Origin of the sequence: Lysinibacillus contaminans (assembly GCF_001278945.1) — a bacterium.
GTDB classification, from domain to species: Bacteria; Bacillota; Bacilli; order Bacillales_A; family Planococcaceae; genus Lysinibacillus; species Lysinibacillus contaminans.
This window is the reverse complement of the sequence record NZ_LGRV01000003.1, coordinates 2,348,622-2,364,818: the sequence shown is the minus strand read 5'-3', so window position 1 is coordinate 2,364,818 and position 16,197 is coordinate 2,348,622. Positions and strand designations below refer to the sequence as shown.

The 16,197-nt window shown below is 40.6% G+C and carries 14 protein-coding genes; 13 read left to right on the top strand and 1 reads right to left on the bottom strand.

Features of this window, described 5'->3' with window-relative positions; all coding sequences use genetic code 11:
- Window positions 1-41 precede the first annotated feature (41 nt).
- The gene (rpmB, locus tag AEA09_RS13655; protein WP_053584385.1) at window positions 42-230 is read right to left on the bottom strand and encodes a 50S ribosomal protein L28; all 189 of its coding nucleotides are present in this window, start codon (window positions 228-230) and stop codon (window positions 42-44) included.
- 283 nt (window positions 231-513) lie between these two features.
- Between rpmB and AEA09_RS13650 the strand changes: the two genes are divergently transcribed.
- The 13 genes from AEA09_RS13650 (at window position 514) to ftsY (ending at window position 16,109) form a co-directional block, all read left to right on the top strand.
- Window positions 514-876 carry an Asp23/Gls24 family envelope stress response protein gene (locus AEA09_RS13650; protein WP_053584384.1) on the top strand — a complete coding sequence of 121 codons (363 nt, stop codon included), beginning with the start codon at window positions 514-516 and terminating at the stop codon, window positions 874-876.
- Between the two features lie 18 nt (window positions 877-894).
- A complete protein-coding gene (locus AEA09_RS13645; RefSeq protein WP_053584383.1) occupies window positions 895-2,544 on the top strand; it encodes a DAK2 domain-containing protein in 1,650 nt (549 codons plus the stop codon).
- A gap of 351 nt (window positions 2,545-2,895) precedes the next feature.
- Complete coding sequence (sdaAB, locus tag AEA09_RS13640) at window positions 2,896-3,558, top strand: L-serine ammonia-lyase, iron-sulfur-dependent subunit beta (protein ID WP_053584382.1); 663 nt, start codon at window positions 2,896-2,898, stop codon at window positions 3,556-3,558.
- 14 nt (window positions 3,559-3,572) lie between these two features.
- Complete coding sequence (gene sdaAA / locus AEA09_RS13635; protein ID WP_053584381.1) at window positions 3,573-4,469, top strand: L-serine ammonia-lyase, iron-sulfur-dependent, subunit alpha; 897 nt, start codon at window positions 3,573-3,575, stop codon at window positions 4,467-4,469.
- Window positions 4,462-6,507 carry an ATP-dependent DNA helicase RecG gene (gene recG / locus AEA09_RS13630; protein ID WP_053584380.1) on the top strand — a complete coding sequence of 682 codons (2,046 nt, stop codon included), beginning with the start codon at window positions 4,462-4,464 and terminating at the stop codon, window positions 6,505-6,507. Before sdaAA ends, recG begins: the two co-directional genes overlap by 8 nt.
- A gap of 146 nt (window positions 6,508-6,653) precedes the next feature.
- On the top strand, window positions 6,654-7,232 hold the full coding sequence (gene fapR / locus AEA09_RS13625; RefSeq protein ID WP_053584379.1) for a transcription factor FapR: 579 nt from the start codon (window positions 6,654-6,656) through the stop codon (window positions 7,230-7,232).
- Complete coding sequence (gene plsX / locus AEA09_RS13620; protein ID WP_053584378.1) at window positions 7,229-8,221, top strand: phosphate acyltransferase PlsX; 993 nt, start codon at window positions 7,229-7,231, stop codon at window positions 8,219-8,221. Before fapR ends, plsX begins: the two co-directional genes overlap by 4 nt.
- A gap of 37 nt (window positions 8,222-8,258) precedes the next feature.
- Window positions 8,259-9,212, top strand: coding sequence for an ACP S-malonyltransferase (gene fabD / locus AEA09_RS13615; RefSeq protein WP_053584377.1), 954 nt, complete (start codon window positions 8,259-8,261; stop codon window positions 9,210-9,212).
- The gene (gene fabG / locus AEA09_RS13610) at window positions 9,205-9,951 is read left to right on the top strand and encodes a 3-oxoacyl-[acyl-carrier-protein] reductase (RefSeq protein ID WP_053584376.1); all 747 of its coding nucleotides are present in this window, start codon (window positions 9,205-9,207) and stop codon (window positions 9,949-9,951) included. Before fabD ends, fabG begins: the two co-directional genes overlap by 8 nt.
- Window positions 9,952-10,026: 75 nt before the next feature.
- Entirely contained in the window at window positions 10,027-10,263 is a 237-nt protein-coding gene (acpP, locus tag AEA09_RS13605; RefSeq protein WP_053584375.1) for an acyl carrier protein, read from the top strand.
- 230 nt (window positions 10,264-10,493) lie between these two features.
- Complete coding sequence (gene rnc / locus AEA09_RS13600) at window positions 10,494-11,258, top strand: ribonuclease III (protein ID WP_053584374.1); 765 nt, start codon at window positions 10,494-10,496, stop codon at window positions 11,256-11,258.
- 4 nt (window positions 11,259-11,262) lie between these two features.
- On the top strand, window positions 11,263-14,838 hold the full coding sequence (gene smc, locus AEA09_RS13595) for a chromosome segregation protein SMC (RefSeq protein ID WP_053584373.1): 3,576 nt from the start codon (window positions 11,263-11,265) through the stop codon (window positions 14,836-14,838).
- Between the two features lie 2 nt (window positions 14,839-14,840).
- Window positions 14,841-16,109, top strand: coding sequence for a signal recognition particle-docking protein FtsY (ftsY, locus tag AEA09_RS13590; protein ID WP_053584372.1), 1,269 nt, complete (start codon window positions 14,841-14,843; stop codon window positions 16,107-16,109).
- The last annotated feature ends 88 nt before the right edge of the window (window positions 16,110-16,197 follow it).

Sequence of the window (16,197 nt, the reverse complement as noted above, 5' to 3'; positions counted from 1 at the left end):
ATTTGCGCTGGAAGCGAAATCGATTTTTTTATAAGCGACGATTAAACGCGCTCAACTTTACCTGATTTTAATGCACGAGCAGAAACCCATACACGTTTTGGTTTACCGTCTACTAAGATACGAACTTTTTGAAGGTTAGCGCCCCAAGTACGTTTAGAAGAGTTCATAGCGTGGGAACGGTTGTTACCAGTACGAGTTTTACGACCAGTGATTACACATTGTTTTGGCATGTTGTATTCCCTCCTTACTGTTGATGCTGAAAGATTATTATTTCAGTTCGGTATTTCACATACCATAATAATTTAACATAGGTCAGCGTTCAGTGCAATAGTTTTAACATAACCTTTCAAGAAAAAAACCTTTACAGGCATTTATGCTGTATGAAACGTAAAAATAGAATACGCTTTCTTATACCATTGTGTCTAAACTAGACGAAGATGAACGTTTTCTTTTATAATCTCAGTTAGTGTAGTACAATATAAATTAGTCAAAAAGAGCCAAGGGGGCATTTCTATGTCAATTGAATTAAATAACGAATTCGGCCAAATTGATATTTCAACGGATGTACTTGCACAAATTGCTGGAGGCGCTGCTGTAGAATGTTACGGTATTGTCGGCATGGCATCTAAACATCAAATTCGCGACGGTCTAACTGATATTTTACGTAAAGAAAACTTTGCTAAAGGTGTTGTTATTCGACAACAAGCAGAAGATTTACATATTGATATGTATATAATCGTAAGTTACGGTACAAAAATTTCAGAAGTTGCGTATCAAGTGCAATCTAAAGTGAAATATACAGTGAACAAAACATTAGGTATGAGCGTGAAATCTGTCAATATTTTTGTACAGGGCGTTCGTGTAGCGAATGTGTAAGAGGAGGAACAAAATCGAATGCAGTCATTAGACGGATTAAAATTTGCTGAGATGGTGCAAATGGGTGCGCACCATTTGTACCAAAATGCAAATTATGTAGATTCATTAAATGTATTTCCAGTACCAGATGGAGATACAGGTACAAATATGAACTTATCGATGACTTCAGGTGCGAAGGAAACAGAACTTCAAGCATCAGAACATATCGGAAAAACGGCTCAAGCTTTATCAAAGGGCTTACTTATGGGGGCACGTGGAAACTCAGGCGTTATTTTATCGCAATTATTCCGCGGCTTCGGTAAATTTATTGAAAAAGAAGCAACAATTGATGCAAAGCGCTTTGCGGGTGCTTTCCAAGCAGGTGTAGATACGGCATATAAAGCGGTTATGAAGCCTGTAGAAGGAACAATTTTAACTGTAGCTCGAGAAGCGGCGAAAAAAGGCGTTGAAGTAGCTGAAACGGAAAATAACATCATTGCTGTTATGGAAGCATTTACTAAGGAAGCAAAGGCCTCACTTGATCGTACGCCAGAATTACTTCCTGTATTAAAAGAAGTTGGTGTAGTCGATAGTGGTGGTCAAGGTTTGCTATTTGTTTACGAAGGTTTCCTTGCTTCACTGAAAGGCGAACCACTACCTGAGAAAAATGATGCAACTTTAGATGATCTAATCAATGCGGAACATCACCGTGCACAAGACTTCATGAGTACAGCGGATATAGAATTCGGTTACTGTACTGAAATCATGGTACGTATTGAAGATGACAAAGAACCATTCGACGAAGAGAAATTCCGCAATGAATTAAATCCTCTGGGTGATTCTTTACTTGTTATTTCAGATGAGGAAGTTGCCAAAGTGCATATTCACTCAGAACAACCAGGTTCAGTATTAGCAATGGGTCAAAAATATGGTAGCCTAATTAAAATTAAAGTTGACAATATGCGCGAACAACATTCAGCGATTGTCGGTGAAGACCGTAAAGCATCTACTCCAGTGAAAAAAGCGGAAAAACATCCATATGCGGTAGTTACAATTGCAATGGGTGAGGGTGTAGCTGACTTACTACGCTCAATCGGTGCTTCTTACGTAATTGAAGGTGGACAAACGATGAACCCTTCTACAGAAGATATCGTTAAAGCAGTAAAAGCAATTGGTGCTGAAAAGGTATTAATTTTACCGAATAACAAAAATATTGTGATGGCGGCGGAACAAGCTGTTGAGCTTTTAGATATTGAAGCGGCAGTTGTACCGACAAAAACGATTCCTCAAGGGATGGCTGCGATTCTGTCCTTCAATCCAGAAGAAGCGGTTGAAACAAACCAAGCGAATATGACAGAAGCTTTTGCACACGTGAAAACTGGTCAAGTAACATTTGCAGTTCGTGATACATCGATTGATGGCGTTGAAATTCATAAAGATGACTTCATGGCACTTTCTGAAGGGAAAATTGTTCTTTCAACTCCAACATTAAAAGATGCAGCTGAAAAAGTAATCGTTGACCTAGTTGATGAAGATTCTGAAATCGTGACGATCATTTATGGTGAAAATACGACAGAAGAAAATGCAACTGAACTAGCAACATTTATCGAGGAGCGTTATCCAGACGTAGAAGTTGAAGTTTTTAACGGTAAACAAGGATTATATCCATATATTATTTCAGTAGAATAGTCTTTGCTACATTGTGAATAATAAGATTGAAGCAGTGCACAAATTGTGTACTGCTTTTGCTTGTTACTGAAGGAATGCTATCAATGGAAATATAAGTGGAAGTGCTAGTGAATGATATAAAAGTGTATTTATGCAGAAGACGATTTGAAAAGCAGACTATGTTTAATAGCTTTCTGAAATGACTGTATATTGAGGGCGGACAATATTTGAAACGTATTAAAAAGCAGGAAATTATAGTGGTGTAAATGTTCTGAAAATTGATGAGGTAGTGCTTTACTTTTATATCGTTTATCAAGCATGATATAACTAAAGCTCAATATTATTATTCAAATAGAATAGAGGGGATATAGTATGAAATTCACATCGGTATTTGATATTATCGGACCCGTAATGATTGGACCTTCTTCCTCTCATACGGCAGGTGCTGCACGGATTGGGCGTGTAGCGCGAGATTTATTTGGACGACAACCAAAATGGGCGAAAATTCACTTGTATGGATCCTTTGCAGAAACGTATAAAGGTCATGGTACGGATGTGGCGCTCGTTGGAGGATTATTAAATTATGATACATTTGATGAGCGTATTAAAACAGCCTTTGCAGATGCAAAAAAAGCGGGGTTAGACTATGAATTCATTCCAGAGACTGCTAATACGGAGCACCCAAACACAGCGCGTCTTGTAATTGGTGATGATGAGGGTGAAATGTCCGTTGTTGGAATTTCCATTGGTGGCGGTAAAATTGAAGTAAGTGAGGTCAATGGCTTCAAGTTACGTTTAACGGGTGGCATGCCAGCTATTCTTGTTGTGCATGATGACCGTGCAGGTTGTATTGCGAATGTAGCGAACTGTTTAGCGATGCATGAGGTCAATATCGGCCATATGGAAGTGTCTCGTATCGAACGTGGTTTAACGGCGTTAATGGTTATTGAAGTAGATCAAAATATTGAAGATAAAATACTGCAGCAAATTTCGTTAATTCCATATATTACAAAAGTGTCGAAAATTAATAATTAGGGAGGCGTGGCAATATGGATGTGTTATTTCACAATGTGCGTGAGCTCGTCGCGCGTGCAGAACAAGAAGGAAAGCAAATTTCAGAGTTAATGATTGAACAAGAAATGTTAATGAGTGGTCGCTCTCGGGAAGAAATAATGGCTCAGATGGACCATAATTTAACGATTATGGAGGCGGCAGTTGAGCGCGGTTTAAAAGGTGTACAGTCGGTTACTGGCTTAACGGGTGGCGATGCAGTATTGATTCAAAATTATATTGCGCAAGGGAAATCGCTGTCAGGTGATTTATTATTAGATGCTGTCAGTAAAGCGGTAGCTACGAATGAGGTAAATGCAGCCATGGGAACAATTTGTGCTACACCTACCGCTGGCTCGGCAGGTGTGGTGCCAGGTACTCTATTTGCAGTGAAAAATAAATTAAATCCAACACGTGAGCAAATGATCCGTTATTTATTTACGTCAGGCGCTTTTGGTTTTGTTGTAGCAAATAATGCTTCGATTTCGGGTGCAGAGGGTGGTTGTCAGGCGGAAGTTGGATCTGCAGCAGGGATGGCAGCAGCAGCCATTGTAGAAATGGCTGGCGGTACACCTCAGCAGTGTTCAGAGGCATTTGCAATAACGTTAAAAAATATGCTCGGCCTCGTTTGTGATCCTGTAGCTGGTTTAGTAGAAGTCCCTTGTGTTAAGCGTAATGCAATGGGCGCGGCAAATTCCCTTGTAGCTGCCGATATGGCACTAGCGGGTGTTACAAGTCGTATCCCTTGTGATGAAGTGATTGGTGCGATGTATCGTATTGGCTTGTCGATGAGTCCGAATCTAAAAGAAACGGCGCGTGGAGGCTTAGCTACGACACCTACAGGAAAGGCGCTAGCAGAAAAGATCTTTGGAGGAGCTGTCGTGCAAGGTGACTGAATTGAGTAGTCCAGTCTCCGAATTGAAGGGGATTGGGAAAGAAACAGCAGGACACCTGGAAGCATTGGGCATCAAATCAATTTCAGATTTATTATGGACATTTCCGCATCGGCATGAGGATTTTCGATTAAAAGATTTAACGCAAACGCCGCATAATGAACGTGTAACGGTTGAATGTAAAGTAGAACGTGAGCCAACTGTCCTATTTTTAGGACGCAATAAATCACGCCTACAAGTAACGGTTTTAGCAGGAAGACATTTAGTGAAAGTCGTTTTTTTCAATCAGAACTATTTAAAACAAAAATTAGTACCGGGATCGACCATTACAGTGACCGGCAAATGGGATCGTGGGAGACAGGTTATTAATGGGACGAGTGTGAATTTTGGTCCGAAAACCGATCAAGTAGATTTTGAGCCGGTCTACAGCTTGAAGGGTACAATTCCACAAAAACGTTTCCGCAAATATATGAGGCAGGCACTTGATGAATTTGGCGCGAATTTGCAGGACGCCATTCCAATGCATTTACAAACAGACTATAAGCTGGTATCGGTGTTAGAAGGACTAGAAGGAATTCACTTTCCCAAAGATGCCGGGCATGCCAAACAAGCGAGAAGACGTTTTGCTTATGAGGAATTATTAAACTTTCAATTACGTATTCAAGCATTGCGAAAAATACGAAAAGAGAGTGAGCAAGGGAATGTTGTGCAGTTTGACTTGGCGAAGGTCCGTGAGTTCATTGAATCGTTACCGTATGAATTAACAGGTGCGCAAAAACGTGTCGTCAACGAGATTTGTAAAGATTTAAAAGAACCGCACCGTATGAACCGCTTATTGCAAGGGGATGTAGGTTCAGGGAAAACAGTTGTTGCGGCGATTTGCTTGTATGCAGCTGTGACAGGTGGTTTCCAGGGTGCGTTAATGGCACCGACAGAAATATTGGCGGAGCAACACGCAGAAAATTTAATAGAGTGGTTTGAACCTTTTGGTGTACGCGTTGCCTTATTGTCGGGATCAACAAAAACGAAAGAACGCCGTTTATTGCTAGAAGCGTTGGGTAACGGCGACATAGATATACTAATCGGTACACATGCGCTTATTCAGCCGGATGTTGTCTTTAAGCGACTTGGTTTTGTTATTACGGATGAACAGCATCGCTTTGGAGTAGAACAGCGCCGTATTTTACGTGATAAAGGTGAAAATCCTGACGTTCTTTTTATGACAGCAACACCAATCCCGCGAACACTTGCAATTACAGCGTTCGGTGAAATGGATGTTTCTATGATTGATGAGATGCCGGCTGGGCGAAAAGAAATAGAGACTCATTGGATGAAAAAAGAACAATTAGGCTCAGTGCTATCTAAACTTGAATTAGAGTTAGCTGCAGGGCGACAAGCATATGCGATTTGTCCGCTTATTGAGGAATCGGATAAGCTTGATGTGCAAAATGCGGTAGAAATCTATGAACAGTTAGCGCTTCATTTTAATAATCGCTATAATGTAGGGTTAATGCACGGGCGACTACCGGCGAATGAAAAGGATGCCGTGATGCGTGCTTTTAGTGACGGTGAAATTCAGGTGCTTGTATCAACGACAGTAGTTGAAGTCGGGGTGAATGTTCCAAATGCGACGTTTATGGTCGTTTACGATGCAGAACGTTTTGGCTTAGCGCAACTTCATCAATTACGTGGACGTGTTGGGCGGGGTGAATATCAGTCTTACTGCGTGTTAATTGCAGATCCTAAATCGGACGAGGGAAAAGAGCGAATGCAGTCGATGACAGAAACGAATGATGGTTTCCGACTGGCAGAAAAAGATCTTGAATTACGTGGTCCAGGTGATTTCTTTGGTCGTAAGCAAAGTGGTCTGCCTGACTTTAAAGTGGCGGATTTAGTACATGATTATAGAACGCTTGATACTGCGAGAAAAGATGCGACCGCAATGATTGAAACAGAAGCTTTTTGGCATGATGAAGAATATAAAGGTTTACGAGAAATGCTTGAAGCTTCGGGTGTTTTACAAGGTGATCGTTTTGATTAATTTGATTCTAGTCAGATGTCGCCAAGCTGTAAATGATAGGAATGCAAGACTCGTTTTTTAAAACAGGTCTTGCATTCTTTTTTTAGTATCTATATACTGATGTTAGTACCAAGTGCTAATAACAACTAAAAGGGTGGCGAATGACGTTGAGACGGACGAAGAAAGAGCGACAGCGACAATTAACTGAAACGATTGCTGAAAATCCATTCGTCACAGATGAGCAGCTAGCAACTGAGTTTCAGGTAAGTGTCCAAACGATTCGCTTAGATCGCATGGAATTATCCATTCCGGAATTGCGTGAACGCATTAAAGACGTAGCTTCGAAAACATATGAAAATGAAGTAAAATCCTTACCGATTGATGAAGTTATCGGTGATATTATTGATATTGAATTAGATAAACGTGCATTATCTATTTTTGACGTAAAGGAAGAACATGTTTTTCAGCGAAACGGCATCGCACGGGGGCACCATTTATTTGCCCAGGCGAATTCATTAGCTGTAGCGGTGATTGACGATGAACTAGCCTTAACGGTTCATTCAAATATTACGTTTGTTAAACCTGTAAGGGCAGGAGATCGTGTCATTACGAAGGCGACAGTAATTGGACGTGACGATGAAAAACATCGTACAAAAGTAGAGGTGCTCTCTACAGTAAACGGTGAGACAGTCTTTGTCGGTGAATTTAGTATGTACCGTACGAAAGGTGAAGGTGAACAACAATGAAACTAGCACTCGATGGAATGGGTGGCGACAACGCACCAAAATCAGTTATTGAAGGTGCATATTTGGCACTAGACCAAATTCCAAACTTAGAGATTCAGCTATATGGACAACAAGAAAAGCTTGAACCTTTTTTAAAAACACATGATCGATTAACAGTCGTTCATTGTGAAGAAATAATTGAAGGAACAGATGACCCTGTACGAGCGGTCCGTCGAAAAAAAGACTCTTCAATGGCACGCATGTTAGAAGCAGTTACTGAAGGGAAAGCAGATGCATGTCTTTCTGCGGGTAATACCGGCGCGTTAATGGCAGGTGGGTTATTTAAAGTGGGACGTATTGAAGGTATTGCACGCCCTGCACTAGCAACAACGTTACCAACGTTAGATAGTAATGGGTTTCTAATGTTAGATTTAGGGGCGAATGCGGATGCACGTCCAGAGCATTTATTGCAATATGCGATTATGGGTGACATTTATGCGAAAAAGGTAGGCGGCCTGCAAAAACCGCGCATTGGCTTATTGAACATTGGGACAGAAGATAAAAAAGGCAATGACTTAACAAAAGCAGCTTTTGACTTATTGAAAGAGGCGGACCTAAACTTTGTCGGCAATGTAGAGGCACGAGATTTACTGAATGGGGTAGCTGACGTTGTTGTAACGGACGGTTTTACAGGGAATATGGTGCTTAAATCCATTGAAGGAACAGCGGACGCTATTTTCAAAATGCTAAAAGAGGCATTCATGTCTTCAACAAAAACGAAAATTTCAGCAGTGCTTATGAAAAATGATTTGCGGAGTTTAAAAGATAAAATGGACTATACCGAATACGGTGGTGCCGGTTTATTTGGCTTACAAGCACCCGTTATTAAAGCGCATGGTTCGTCGAATGCAAAGGCAATATTCAGTGCGATTCGCCAAGCGAACACAATGGTGGAACATGCAGTTGTATCGACGATTACTGAAACAGTACGTCACTTAGAAAACGACTAATAAAGTGATTTTTTTACACAAAGGGGATTTTAGAGAAATGACGAAAATTGCATTTATTTTTCCTGGGCAAGGTTCTCAAGTAGTTGGGATGGGGCAAGAATTTGTGAAAAATACAGCTGAGAGTAATGCATTTTACGAAAGTGCGGATAAGGCGTTAGGCTTTAAGCTATCGAAACTCATGTTAGAAGGGCCAGCGGAAGACTTAACGCTAACGTATCATGCGCAGCCTGCACTGTTAACGACAGGTGTGATGGTGGCTGAAAAATTGCGTGCTGAGGGCATTGTACCAGATTATGCAGCAGGTCATTCACTTGGAGAATACGGAGCATTAGTGATAGCAGGGGTGTTGTCATTTGAAGACGCAGTGGCGATTGTTCACAAACGTGGTTTATATATGAACGAAGCAGTACCGGCAGGACAAGGAGCAATGGCAGCGATTCTAGGGATGGAAATAGATGCATTGCGAAACGTAACAGATCAAGTAACTGCAGCAGGTGATGAAGTGCAGGTTGCCAACATAAACTGCCCTGGTCAAATTGTTATTTCTGGAACAAAGGACGGCGTAGAAAAGGCTTCTGTGGCAGCAAAAGAAGCGGGAGCTAAACGTGCAATTCCGTTAGTTGTGAGTGGACCGTTCCATTCGGAATTAATGCGCCCAACATCTGAACAATTACGCGTTGCATTAGAAGGTATTACTCTATCGATGCCGAAAATTCCAGTTATAGGTAATGTTATGGCGAATGTATTACAAGACGTGGCAGCGATAGAACAAGAATTAATAGAACAAGTATACAGTACTGTGCAGTGGGAAGCGTCTGTTCGTGAAATGATTGCACAAGGTGTAGATGTCTTTATTGAATGTGGACCAGGGAAAGTATTAAGTGGTTTAGTGAAAAAAATTGACCGTTCTGTTTCGACGTATTGTGTTTATGATGAAGCGTCACTCGAGGCGGTTGTAAAAGCGTCGAAGGGGTGGACAATAAATGCGTAAACTAGAAGGTAAAGTAGCGGTTGTGACAGGTGCGTCACGTGGAATCGGTCGTGCCATAGCGTTGAAACTTGCTGATGAAGGTGCAAAAGTGATAGTCAATTATAGTGGCTCACAAGCAAAAGCTGAGGAAGTTGTGGCTACAATCCAAGAAGCTGGTGGTGAAGCGCTTGCTGTACAGGCGAGTGTAGCGAAATCAGATGAGGTTGCTGCTTTAATGGACGCTGCTGTGAAAACATTTGGCTCGCTTGATATTTTAGTGAATAATGCCGGGATTACGCGCGATAATTTATTGATGCGTATGAAGGAAAACGAGTGGGACGAAGTGATGGACACGAATTTGAAAGGTGTATTCCTTTGTACAAAGGCTGTGACACGTCAAATGATGAAGCAACGTGCTGGACGCATCATTAATATTTCTTCAATTGTTGGTGTAGCCGGAAATGCTGGGCAAGCCAACTATGTAGCTGCAAAAGCAGGTGTCATTGGTTTAACAAAAACAACCGCAAAAGAATTAGCTTCACGCAATATTTTAGTTAATGCCATTGCGCCAGGTTTTATTGAAACAGAAATGACGGCAGAACTACCAGAAGATTTAAAACAAGGAATGCTAACGCAAATTCCGCTAGCGAAACTTGGGCAACCAGAAGACATTGCCAAAGCTGTTGCCTTTCTAGCTTCTGAAGATGCCAATTATATGACAGGGCAAACATTACATATTGATGGTGGTATGGTAATGTAATATTATTTGAATAATAATATTTGGTAGGAATGAAATCTGATTTTTTGTATAATCATTTGAGGGGAGGTGAACGATTTGACTACAGTATTAGAACGTGTAACAAAAGTAATCGTGGACCGTTTAGGTGTTGAAGAAAGTGAAGTAACATTAGAAGCTTCATTCCGTGATGATTTAGGTGCAGACTCATTAGACGTAGTTGAGCTTGTAATGGAGCTTGAAGACGAATTCGATATGGAAATTTCGGACGAGGACGCTGAAAAAATCTCTACGGTTGGAACTGCTATTTCATACATCGAAAGTAAATTAGGCTAATTTTAGTTATAGAAGGCACGGAGTGGTTCGTTATTCGGACTATGAACGTGCCTTTTTCATTTTAACCAAAGTCAGTATGCGCACATTTGTATTAGGTTAAAGTATCCGATAGTTGTGCAATTTGCAGAAAAATTACCAAAACGTCGTATTTACGCCTAAATACTTTTGCATAAACTACTTTAAAAAGGTAAACTAAGACGGTAGAAACTATTAGGAAGGCAGATTGTTCAATGGCTATGAGAAGAAAAGGAATTATGCAGAAATCAGGCGTACTTCCTGAAAAAGTACGCAATCAATTTGAATTGTTACAAGATGAATTGAACATCCAGTTTATTAACAAAAATTTATTGTATCAAGCATTTACACATTCATCTTATGTGAATGAGCATCGCCGTAAATTATTTACGGATAATGAGCGTCTAGAATTTTTAGGTGACGCTGTACTAGAACTATCTGTTTCTAAATATCTTTTTGAGAGATACCCACATATGAGCGAAGGTGAATTAACGAAGCTTCGTGCATCGATTGTTTGCGAGCCATCACTTGTTGTTTTTGCAAATGAGTTAGGTTTCGGTCGCTTTGTATTGCTTGGGAAAGGTGAAGAATTAACAGGTGGTCGGGAACGCCCAGCCCTCTTAGCGGATGTTTTTGAATCTTTTGTAGGGGCCCTTTATTTAGATCAGGATTTACAAACGGTCGTTACGTTTTTAGAACGAATCGTGTTCCCAAAAGTCGAAGTGGGTGCTTTTTCGCATGTGATGGATTTCAAAAGTCAATTGCAAGAAATGGTGCAACAAACGAACAATGGCCTTCTTCATTACGAAATTATCGATGAAAAGGGACCTGCTCATAACCGTACCTTCGTATCAAGCGTGCTGTTAAATGGGCAAGAACTTGGAGTAGGTCGTGGGAAATCGAAAAAAGAAGCCGAGCAGCAAGCTGCACAATGTGCTATGCACGCAATGCGAGTGCAAACTGCACAAGAGGAGGCTTAATTAGATGTTCCTAAAACGACTCGAAGTGATTGGTTTTAAATCTTTTGCGGAGCGCATAGGTATTGATTTTGTACCGGGCGTTACTGCTGTTGTCGGACCAAATGGTAGCGGGAAAAGTAATGTGACCGATGCTATTCGTTGGGTTCTTGGGGAGCAATCGGCAAAGTCGTTACGTGGGGCAAAGATGGAGGATATTATTTTTGCAGGGAGTGATTCCCGTAAGCCACTGAACTTTGCGGAAGTTACGTTGATTTTAGATAATACAGATGAGCGTATTGCTTTTCCATATACAGAAGTAAGTGTAACAAGACGCGTATACCGTTCAGGTGATAGTGAATATTTACTTAATAACCAGCAGTGTCGCCTGAAGGATATTACGGACTTGTTTATGGATTCGGGACTTGGGAAAGAAGCATTTTCGATTATTTCGCAAGGTCGCGTCGATGAAATTTTAAATAGCCGTCCCGATGATCGTCGTTCGATTTTTGAAGAGGCAGCGGGTGTGTTGAAATACAAACTACGCAAGAAAAAAGCGGAGCATAAACTTGTTGAAACAGATGAGAATTTATACCGCGTATTAGATATTTTACATGAGCTAGATAGTCGTTTGGAGCCGCTAGAAATGCAGGCTTCAAGCGCTAAAGATTATGTGGAAATGTCTACGGAGCTAAAGGATTTTGATATTGCGATACTTGTGCACGATTTAAATAATTGTGCACAATCTTTGCATGCACTCAAAAGTGAGTTTATGCAGTTGTCGGAAACTGGACAAAAACATGCGAACGACATGCATACTCTAGAAGCGCAAACCGAAGCGATTCGAAAGCGTTTAAAAGAACTGGATGACACATTAGATGCTGCGCAAGCTGAGCTTGTAGAAGCGACGATGGAAGTAGAACGGTGGGATGGACGTAAAGCGTTAATGACGGAGAAACGTCAAAATGCATCTAACCAATTACAGCAATTAGAAGCATCCTTACAAGAAGCTACAGAGGAAGTAACCTCTCTTGAAGCGCAGGAGATAGAGAAAAAGCAACAGTTTACAGAAAAGCAGCAAGAAGTACAGGCACTCAAGCAAATAATTAAACAATTAGAGCATTCGTTAAATCGTTCAGTTATAGAAATTGAGCATGAAATCGAAGAACAAAAAAACCGTTATATCGATGCCTTAAATGAAGAAGCAACGGTAAAAAATGAATTAAAAAATATTGAGCAACAACTTGTGCAGCAAAAGGAAATGGCAACCCGTATGACGGGGCAGTCCGATGAAATTGGGCAAGAACTTACTCGAATTGTAAGGGAGAAAGAACAGTTAGCCGTAACGTATGCTACAACTTCGGATACCCTACAAAGTAAACAGGAAAAATATGAAGTCATGCACACGCAGTTCAAAATGGCAAGTAAGTCATTTGATGACAAGCAAGCAATGCTTTTTAAAGCATATCAACATCAGCAACAATTGAAGGCTAGAAAAGAGACACTTGCCGAATTAGAGGCCGATTTCTCAGGATTCTTCCATGGCGTTAAAGAAGTATTACTAGCTCGTGATAAAGGACAGCTTCAAGGTATTGAAGGAGCTGTTGCCGAATTAATTCAAGTGAGTGGCAAGTATACACAAGCTATTGAAACGGCATTAGGTGCAGCTTCTCAGCATATTGTGACAACAAATGAACAACATGCGCAACAAGCGATTAGCTGGTTAAAGCAAAAACGAGTGGGACGTGCAACGTTTTTACCAAAAACAGTTATGAAGTCTCGTAAAATTAATCCATCGGCAATTCAACTTGCAATGGAGCACCCCGCATTTGTACAGATGGCAGATACACTTGTGACTTTCGATGAGACGAATCGTTCGATTGTAGAAAACTTACTGGGAAATGTACTGGTCGCGGCAAATTTAGAAGGGGCGAGTCAAATTGCCCGTCTTTGTGGTTTTAGATACCGTGTCGTTACACTTGAAGGGGATATTGTTAATGCGGGTGGTTCTTTAACAGGAGGAGCATCGAAGCAACAATCCTCACTATTTACAAGAAAAGCTGAGTTAGATAGCTTAACAGCGAATCTACAAGAATTAGATGCATCGATTTATGCAGCAGAACAGTCTGTAGCGGCTGAAAAAGAGAAGCTCGCGACTATGCGTGATACTTTAGAGCAATTGAAGCTTGAAAGTGAGCAACTAAGTAAAATTGAAATGCAACAAGCAAGTCGTATGCGTGAGCTAGAAGTTGCTGAGAAAAGCTTAGCCGCCCGCGTTTCATTTACTTCAAGTGAAACACAGGATGTGAAAACACGTGAGGAGACGCTACTTGCACAAAAAGAAGTGGCGACAAAGCGTTTAGTGACATTGACAACTGAACTTTCATCCATTAACGATGTAGTAGAGCAACTTGGAAAAGTGAAGCTACAAAGTGAAACGGAAAAAGATGCGCTGCGTGAGCAATCGGCAGAAAAACGCGCTCAACTAGCAGTTATGCAAGAGCAAATGTCTCAAGTGCAAATTGTGACAGCAGAAATCGCACTAAATTTAGTCAAAGCTCGCCAAAAGGTCGACAATATTTCTCAGGAAATATTGTGGCTACAAACTGATGAATCGACAAAAATGCTAAGTGATGAAGAAATTGAACAACAAATTGCATCGTGGAAAGAGAAGCGAGAAACGTTAAATACGACAATTTCACAGAAAAAAGTCGAAAAAACAACACTGCAACAACAACTCGTTACGCTAGAAGAACAGCTTAAAGAATTGCAACGTATACATAAAGGCTTCCTTGAAGCAATACGTGCAAATGAATTAAAACAAAGCCGTATCGAGTTTGAAATGAATAATTTAAATGAACAGCTTGAAGAAAATTATCAGCTAACTTATGAGGATGCTATGGAAGAAGCACTTCCTATTGATGATGAAGAGCATATGCGTCGTCGTGTAAAGCTATTGAAAAAATCAATCGAAGAGCTCGGTCCAGTCAATATAAGTGCGATTGAAGAGTATGAACGTGTGCTAGAGCGTCATTCATTCTTATCGGAGCAACGAAGTGATTTATTAGAAGCGCAGGAAACATTGCACGAAGCTATTAAAGAAATGGACGAGGAAATGACGATTCGTTTCAGTGATACGTTCTATGCGATACGCGAGCAGTTTAAACAGGTTTTCCGTGAATTATTTGGTGGTGGTCAAGCAGATTTAGTATTAATTAATCCTGAAAATATGCTTGATACAGGTATTGATATTGTGGCGCAGCCCCCAGGGAAGAAGCTTCAAAATTTAAGCTTGCTTTCAGGTGGGGAACGTGCACTTACTGCGATAGCCTTGCTATTCTCTATTTTAAATATTCGTCCTGTGCCTTTCTGTATTCTCGATGAAGTAGAGGCTGCACTAGACGAGGCAAATGTAGTGCGTTATAGTGAATATTTAAAGAAATTTAGCCGTGATACACAATTCATTGTTATTACACACCGTAAAGGGACAATGGAAGGTGCTGACGTACTATACGGCATTACGATGCAGGAATCCGGCGTATCGAAACTTGTATCAGTGAAGTTAGAAGATGAACCTGTACTTGCGGAGCAAAGGAGCGAATAAGCATGAGTTTTTTTAAACGTTTAAAAGATAAATTAATGGGAAATCCCGATGAAGAAGAAAAGGTAGTAGCTGTCAAAGGCGAAGAGTCTAGCGAGACAGTAGATGATGAAAAGCTGCAAATTGAAACAACTGTTAATGAAGAAGTAGTGGCTCAACCTCAAGTGAAAGAAGAACCCGTCATTGAAGAGCCGGTCTTTAAAGAGCCACAAGAACTAGTGGTAGAAGAAGTTGAGCAAGAAGAAGTTCGAGAAATTGCTATAGTAGAAGAACAGTCTGTAGAAGAACCTGTGGAAGAAAAGAAACCTTCTGCTTGGTCGATTACACAAAAATTTAAAGCCGGTCTCGAAAAAACACGTAACTCTTTCACATCAAAAGTGAATGACCTCGTGGCGCGTTACCGTAAAGTCGATGAAGACTTTTTCGAGGAATTAGAAGATTTACTATTACAAGCTGACGTTGGTATTGAAACAGTAATGGAACTAATGGATAAACTACGCTTTGAAGTACAACGCCAAAACATTAAAGATACACAAGGGATCCAAGCAATTATTTCAGAAAAGCTTGTGGAAATTTATGAACAAGGTGAAGAAGATTTAATCCATCTAAACATCCAGCCACAAGGTGAACTAACCGTTATTTTATTTGTCGGTGTAAACGGTGTTGGGAAAACGACAACAATTGGAAAATTAGCACATCGTCTGAAATTAGAAGGTAAAACGGTTATGTTAGCAGCAGGTGATACATTCCGTGCGGGTGCGATTGACCAATTGCAAGTGTGGGGCGACCGCGTTGGCTGTGAAGTCATTAGACAATCTGAAGGCTCAGATCCTGCAGCGGTAATGTATGATGCGATTCATGCTGCAAAAAAACGTGGTGCAGATGTCCTTATCTGTGATACGGCTGGTCGATTACAAAACAAAGTAAACTTAATGAATGAGCTTGAAAAAGTACATCGTGTTATTTCTCGTGAAGTGCCAAATGCACCGCATGAAGTGTTACTAGCACTTGATGCTACGACAGGTCAAAATGCACTTGTGCAAGCACAAACATTTAAAGAAGTAACGAATGTTACAGGGATTGTGTTAACGAAACTGGATGGTACAGCTAAAGGTGGTATTGTCCTTGCCATTCGTAACAAGCTCCATATCCCAGTGAAATTTATCGGATTAGGTGAAAAAATGGATGATTTACAACCGTTCGATGCAGAACGTTATGTTTATGGTTTATTTGCTGATGGTTTAGATAAGGAATTACAAAATAGCGAAGATTAATGATTAACAATAAGCGCTTGTCTACTCATTTAAAGGTCGACTCACAGTGTTTAAAAGGAAATTCTAGCGGAGGGTGAAAAACGCCTGT

Excerpts from the sequence above, each read along its gene's own strand:
- rpmB (WP_053584385.1), bottom strand. The coding sequence starts at position 230 with ATGCCAAAACAATGTGTAATCACTGGTCGTAAAACTCGTACTGGTAAC.
- AEA09_RS13650 (WP_053584384.1), top strand. The coding sequence starts at position 514 with ATGTCAATTGAATTAAATAACGAATTCGGCCAAATTGATATTTCAACG.
- AEA09_RS13645 (WP_053584383.1), top strand. The coding sequence starts at position 895 with ATGCAGTCATTAGACGGATTAAAATTTGCTGAGATGGTGCAAATGGGT.
- sdaAB (WP_053584382.1), top strand. The coding sequence starts at position 2,896 with ATGAAATTCACATCGGTATTTGATATTATCGGACCCGTAATGATTGGA.
- sdaAA (WP_053584381.1), top strand. The coding sequence starts at position 3,573 with ATGGATGTGTTATTTCACAATGTGCGTGAGCTCGTCGCGCGTGCAGAA.
- plsX (WP_053584378.1), top strand. The coding sequence starts at position 7,229 with ATGAAACTAGCACTCGATGGAATGGGTGGCGACAACGCACCAAAATCA.
- fabD (WP_053584377.1), top strand. The coding sequence starts at position 8,259 with ATGACGAAAATTGCATTTATTTTTCCTGGGCAAGGTTCTCAAGTAGTT.
- fabG (WP_053584376.1), top strand. The coding sequence starts at position 9,205 with ATGCGTAAACTAGAAGGTAAAGTAGCGGTTGTGACAGGTGCGTCACGT.
- rnc (WP_053584374.1), top strand. The coding sequence starts at position 10,494 with ATGGCTATGAGAAGAAAAGGAATTATGCAGAAATCAGGCGTACTTCCT.
- smc (WP_053584373.1), top strand. The coding sequence starts at position 11,263 with ATGTTCCTAAAACGACTCGAAGTGATTGGTTTTAAATCTTTTGCGGAG.
- ftsY (WP_053584372.1), top strand. The coding sequence starts at position 14,841 with ATGAGTTTTTTTAAACGTTTAAAAGATAAATTAATGGGAAATCCCGAT.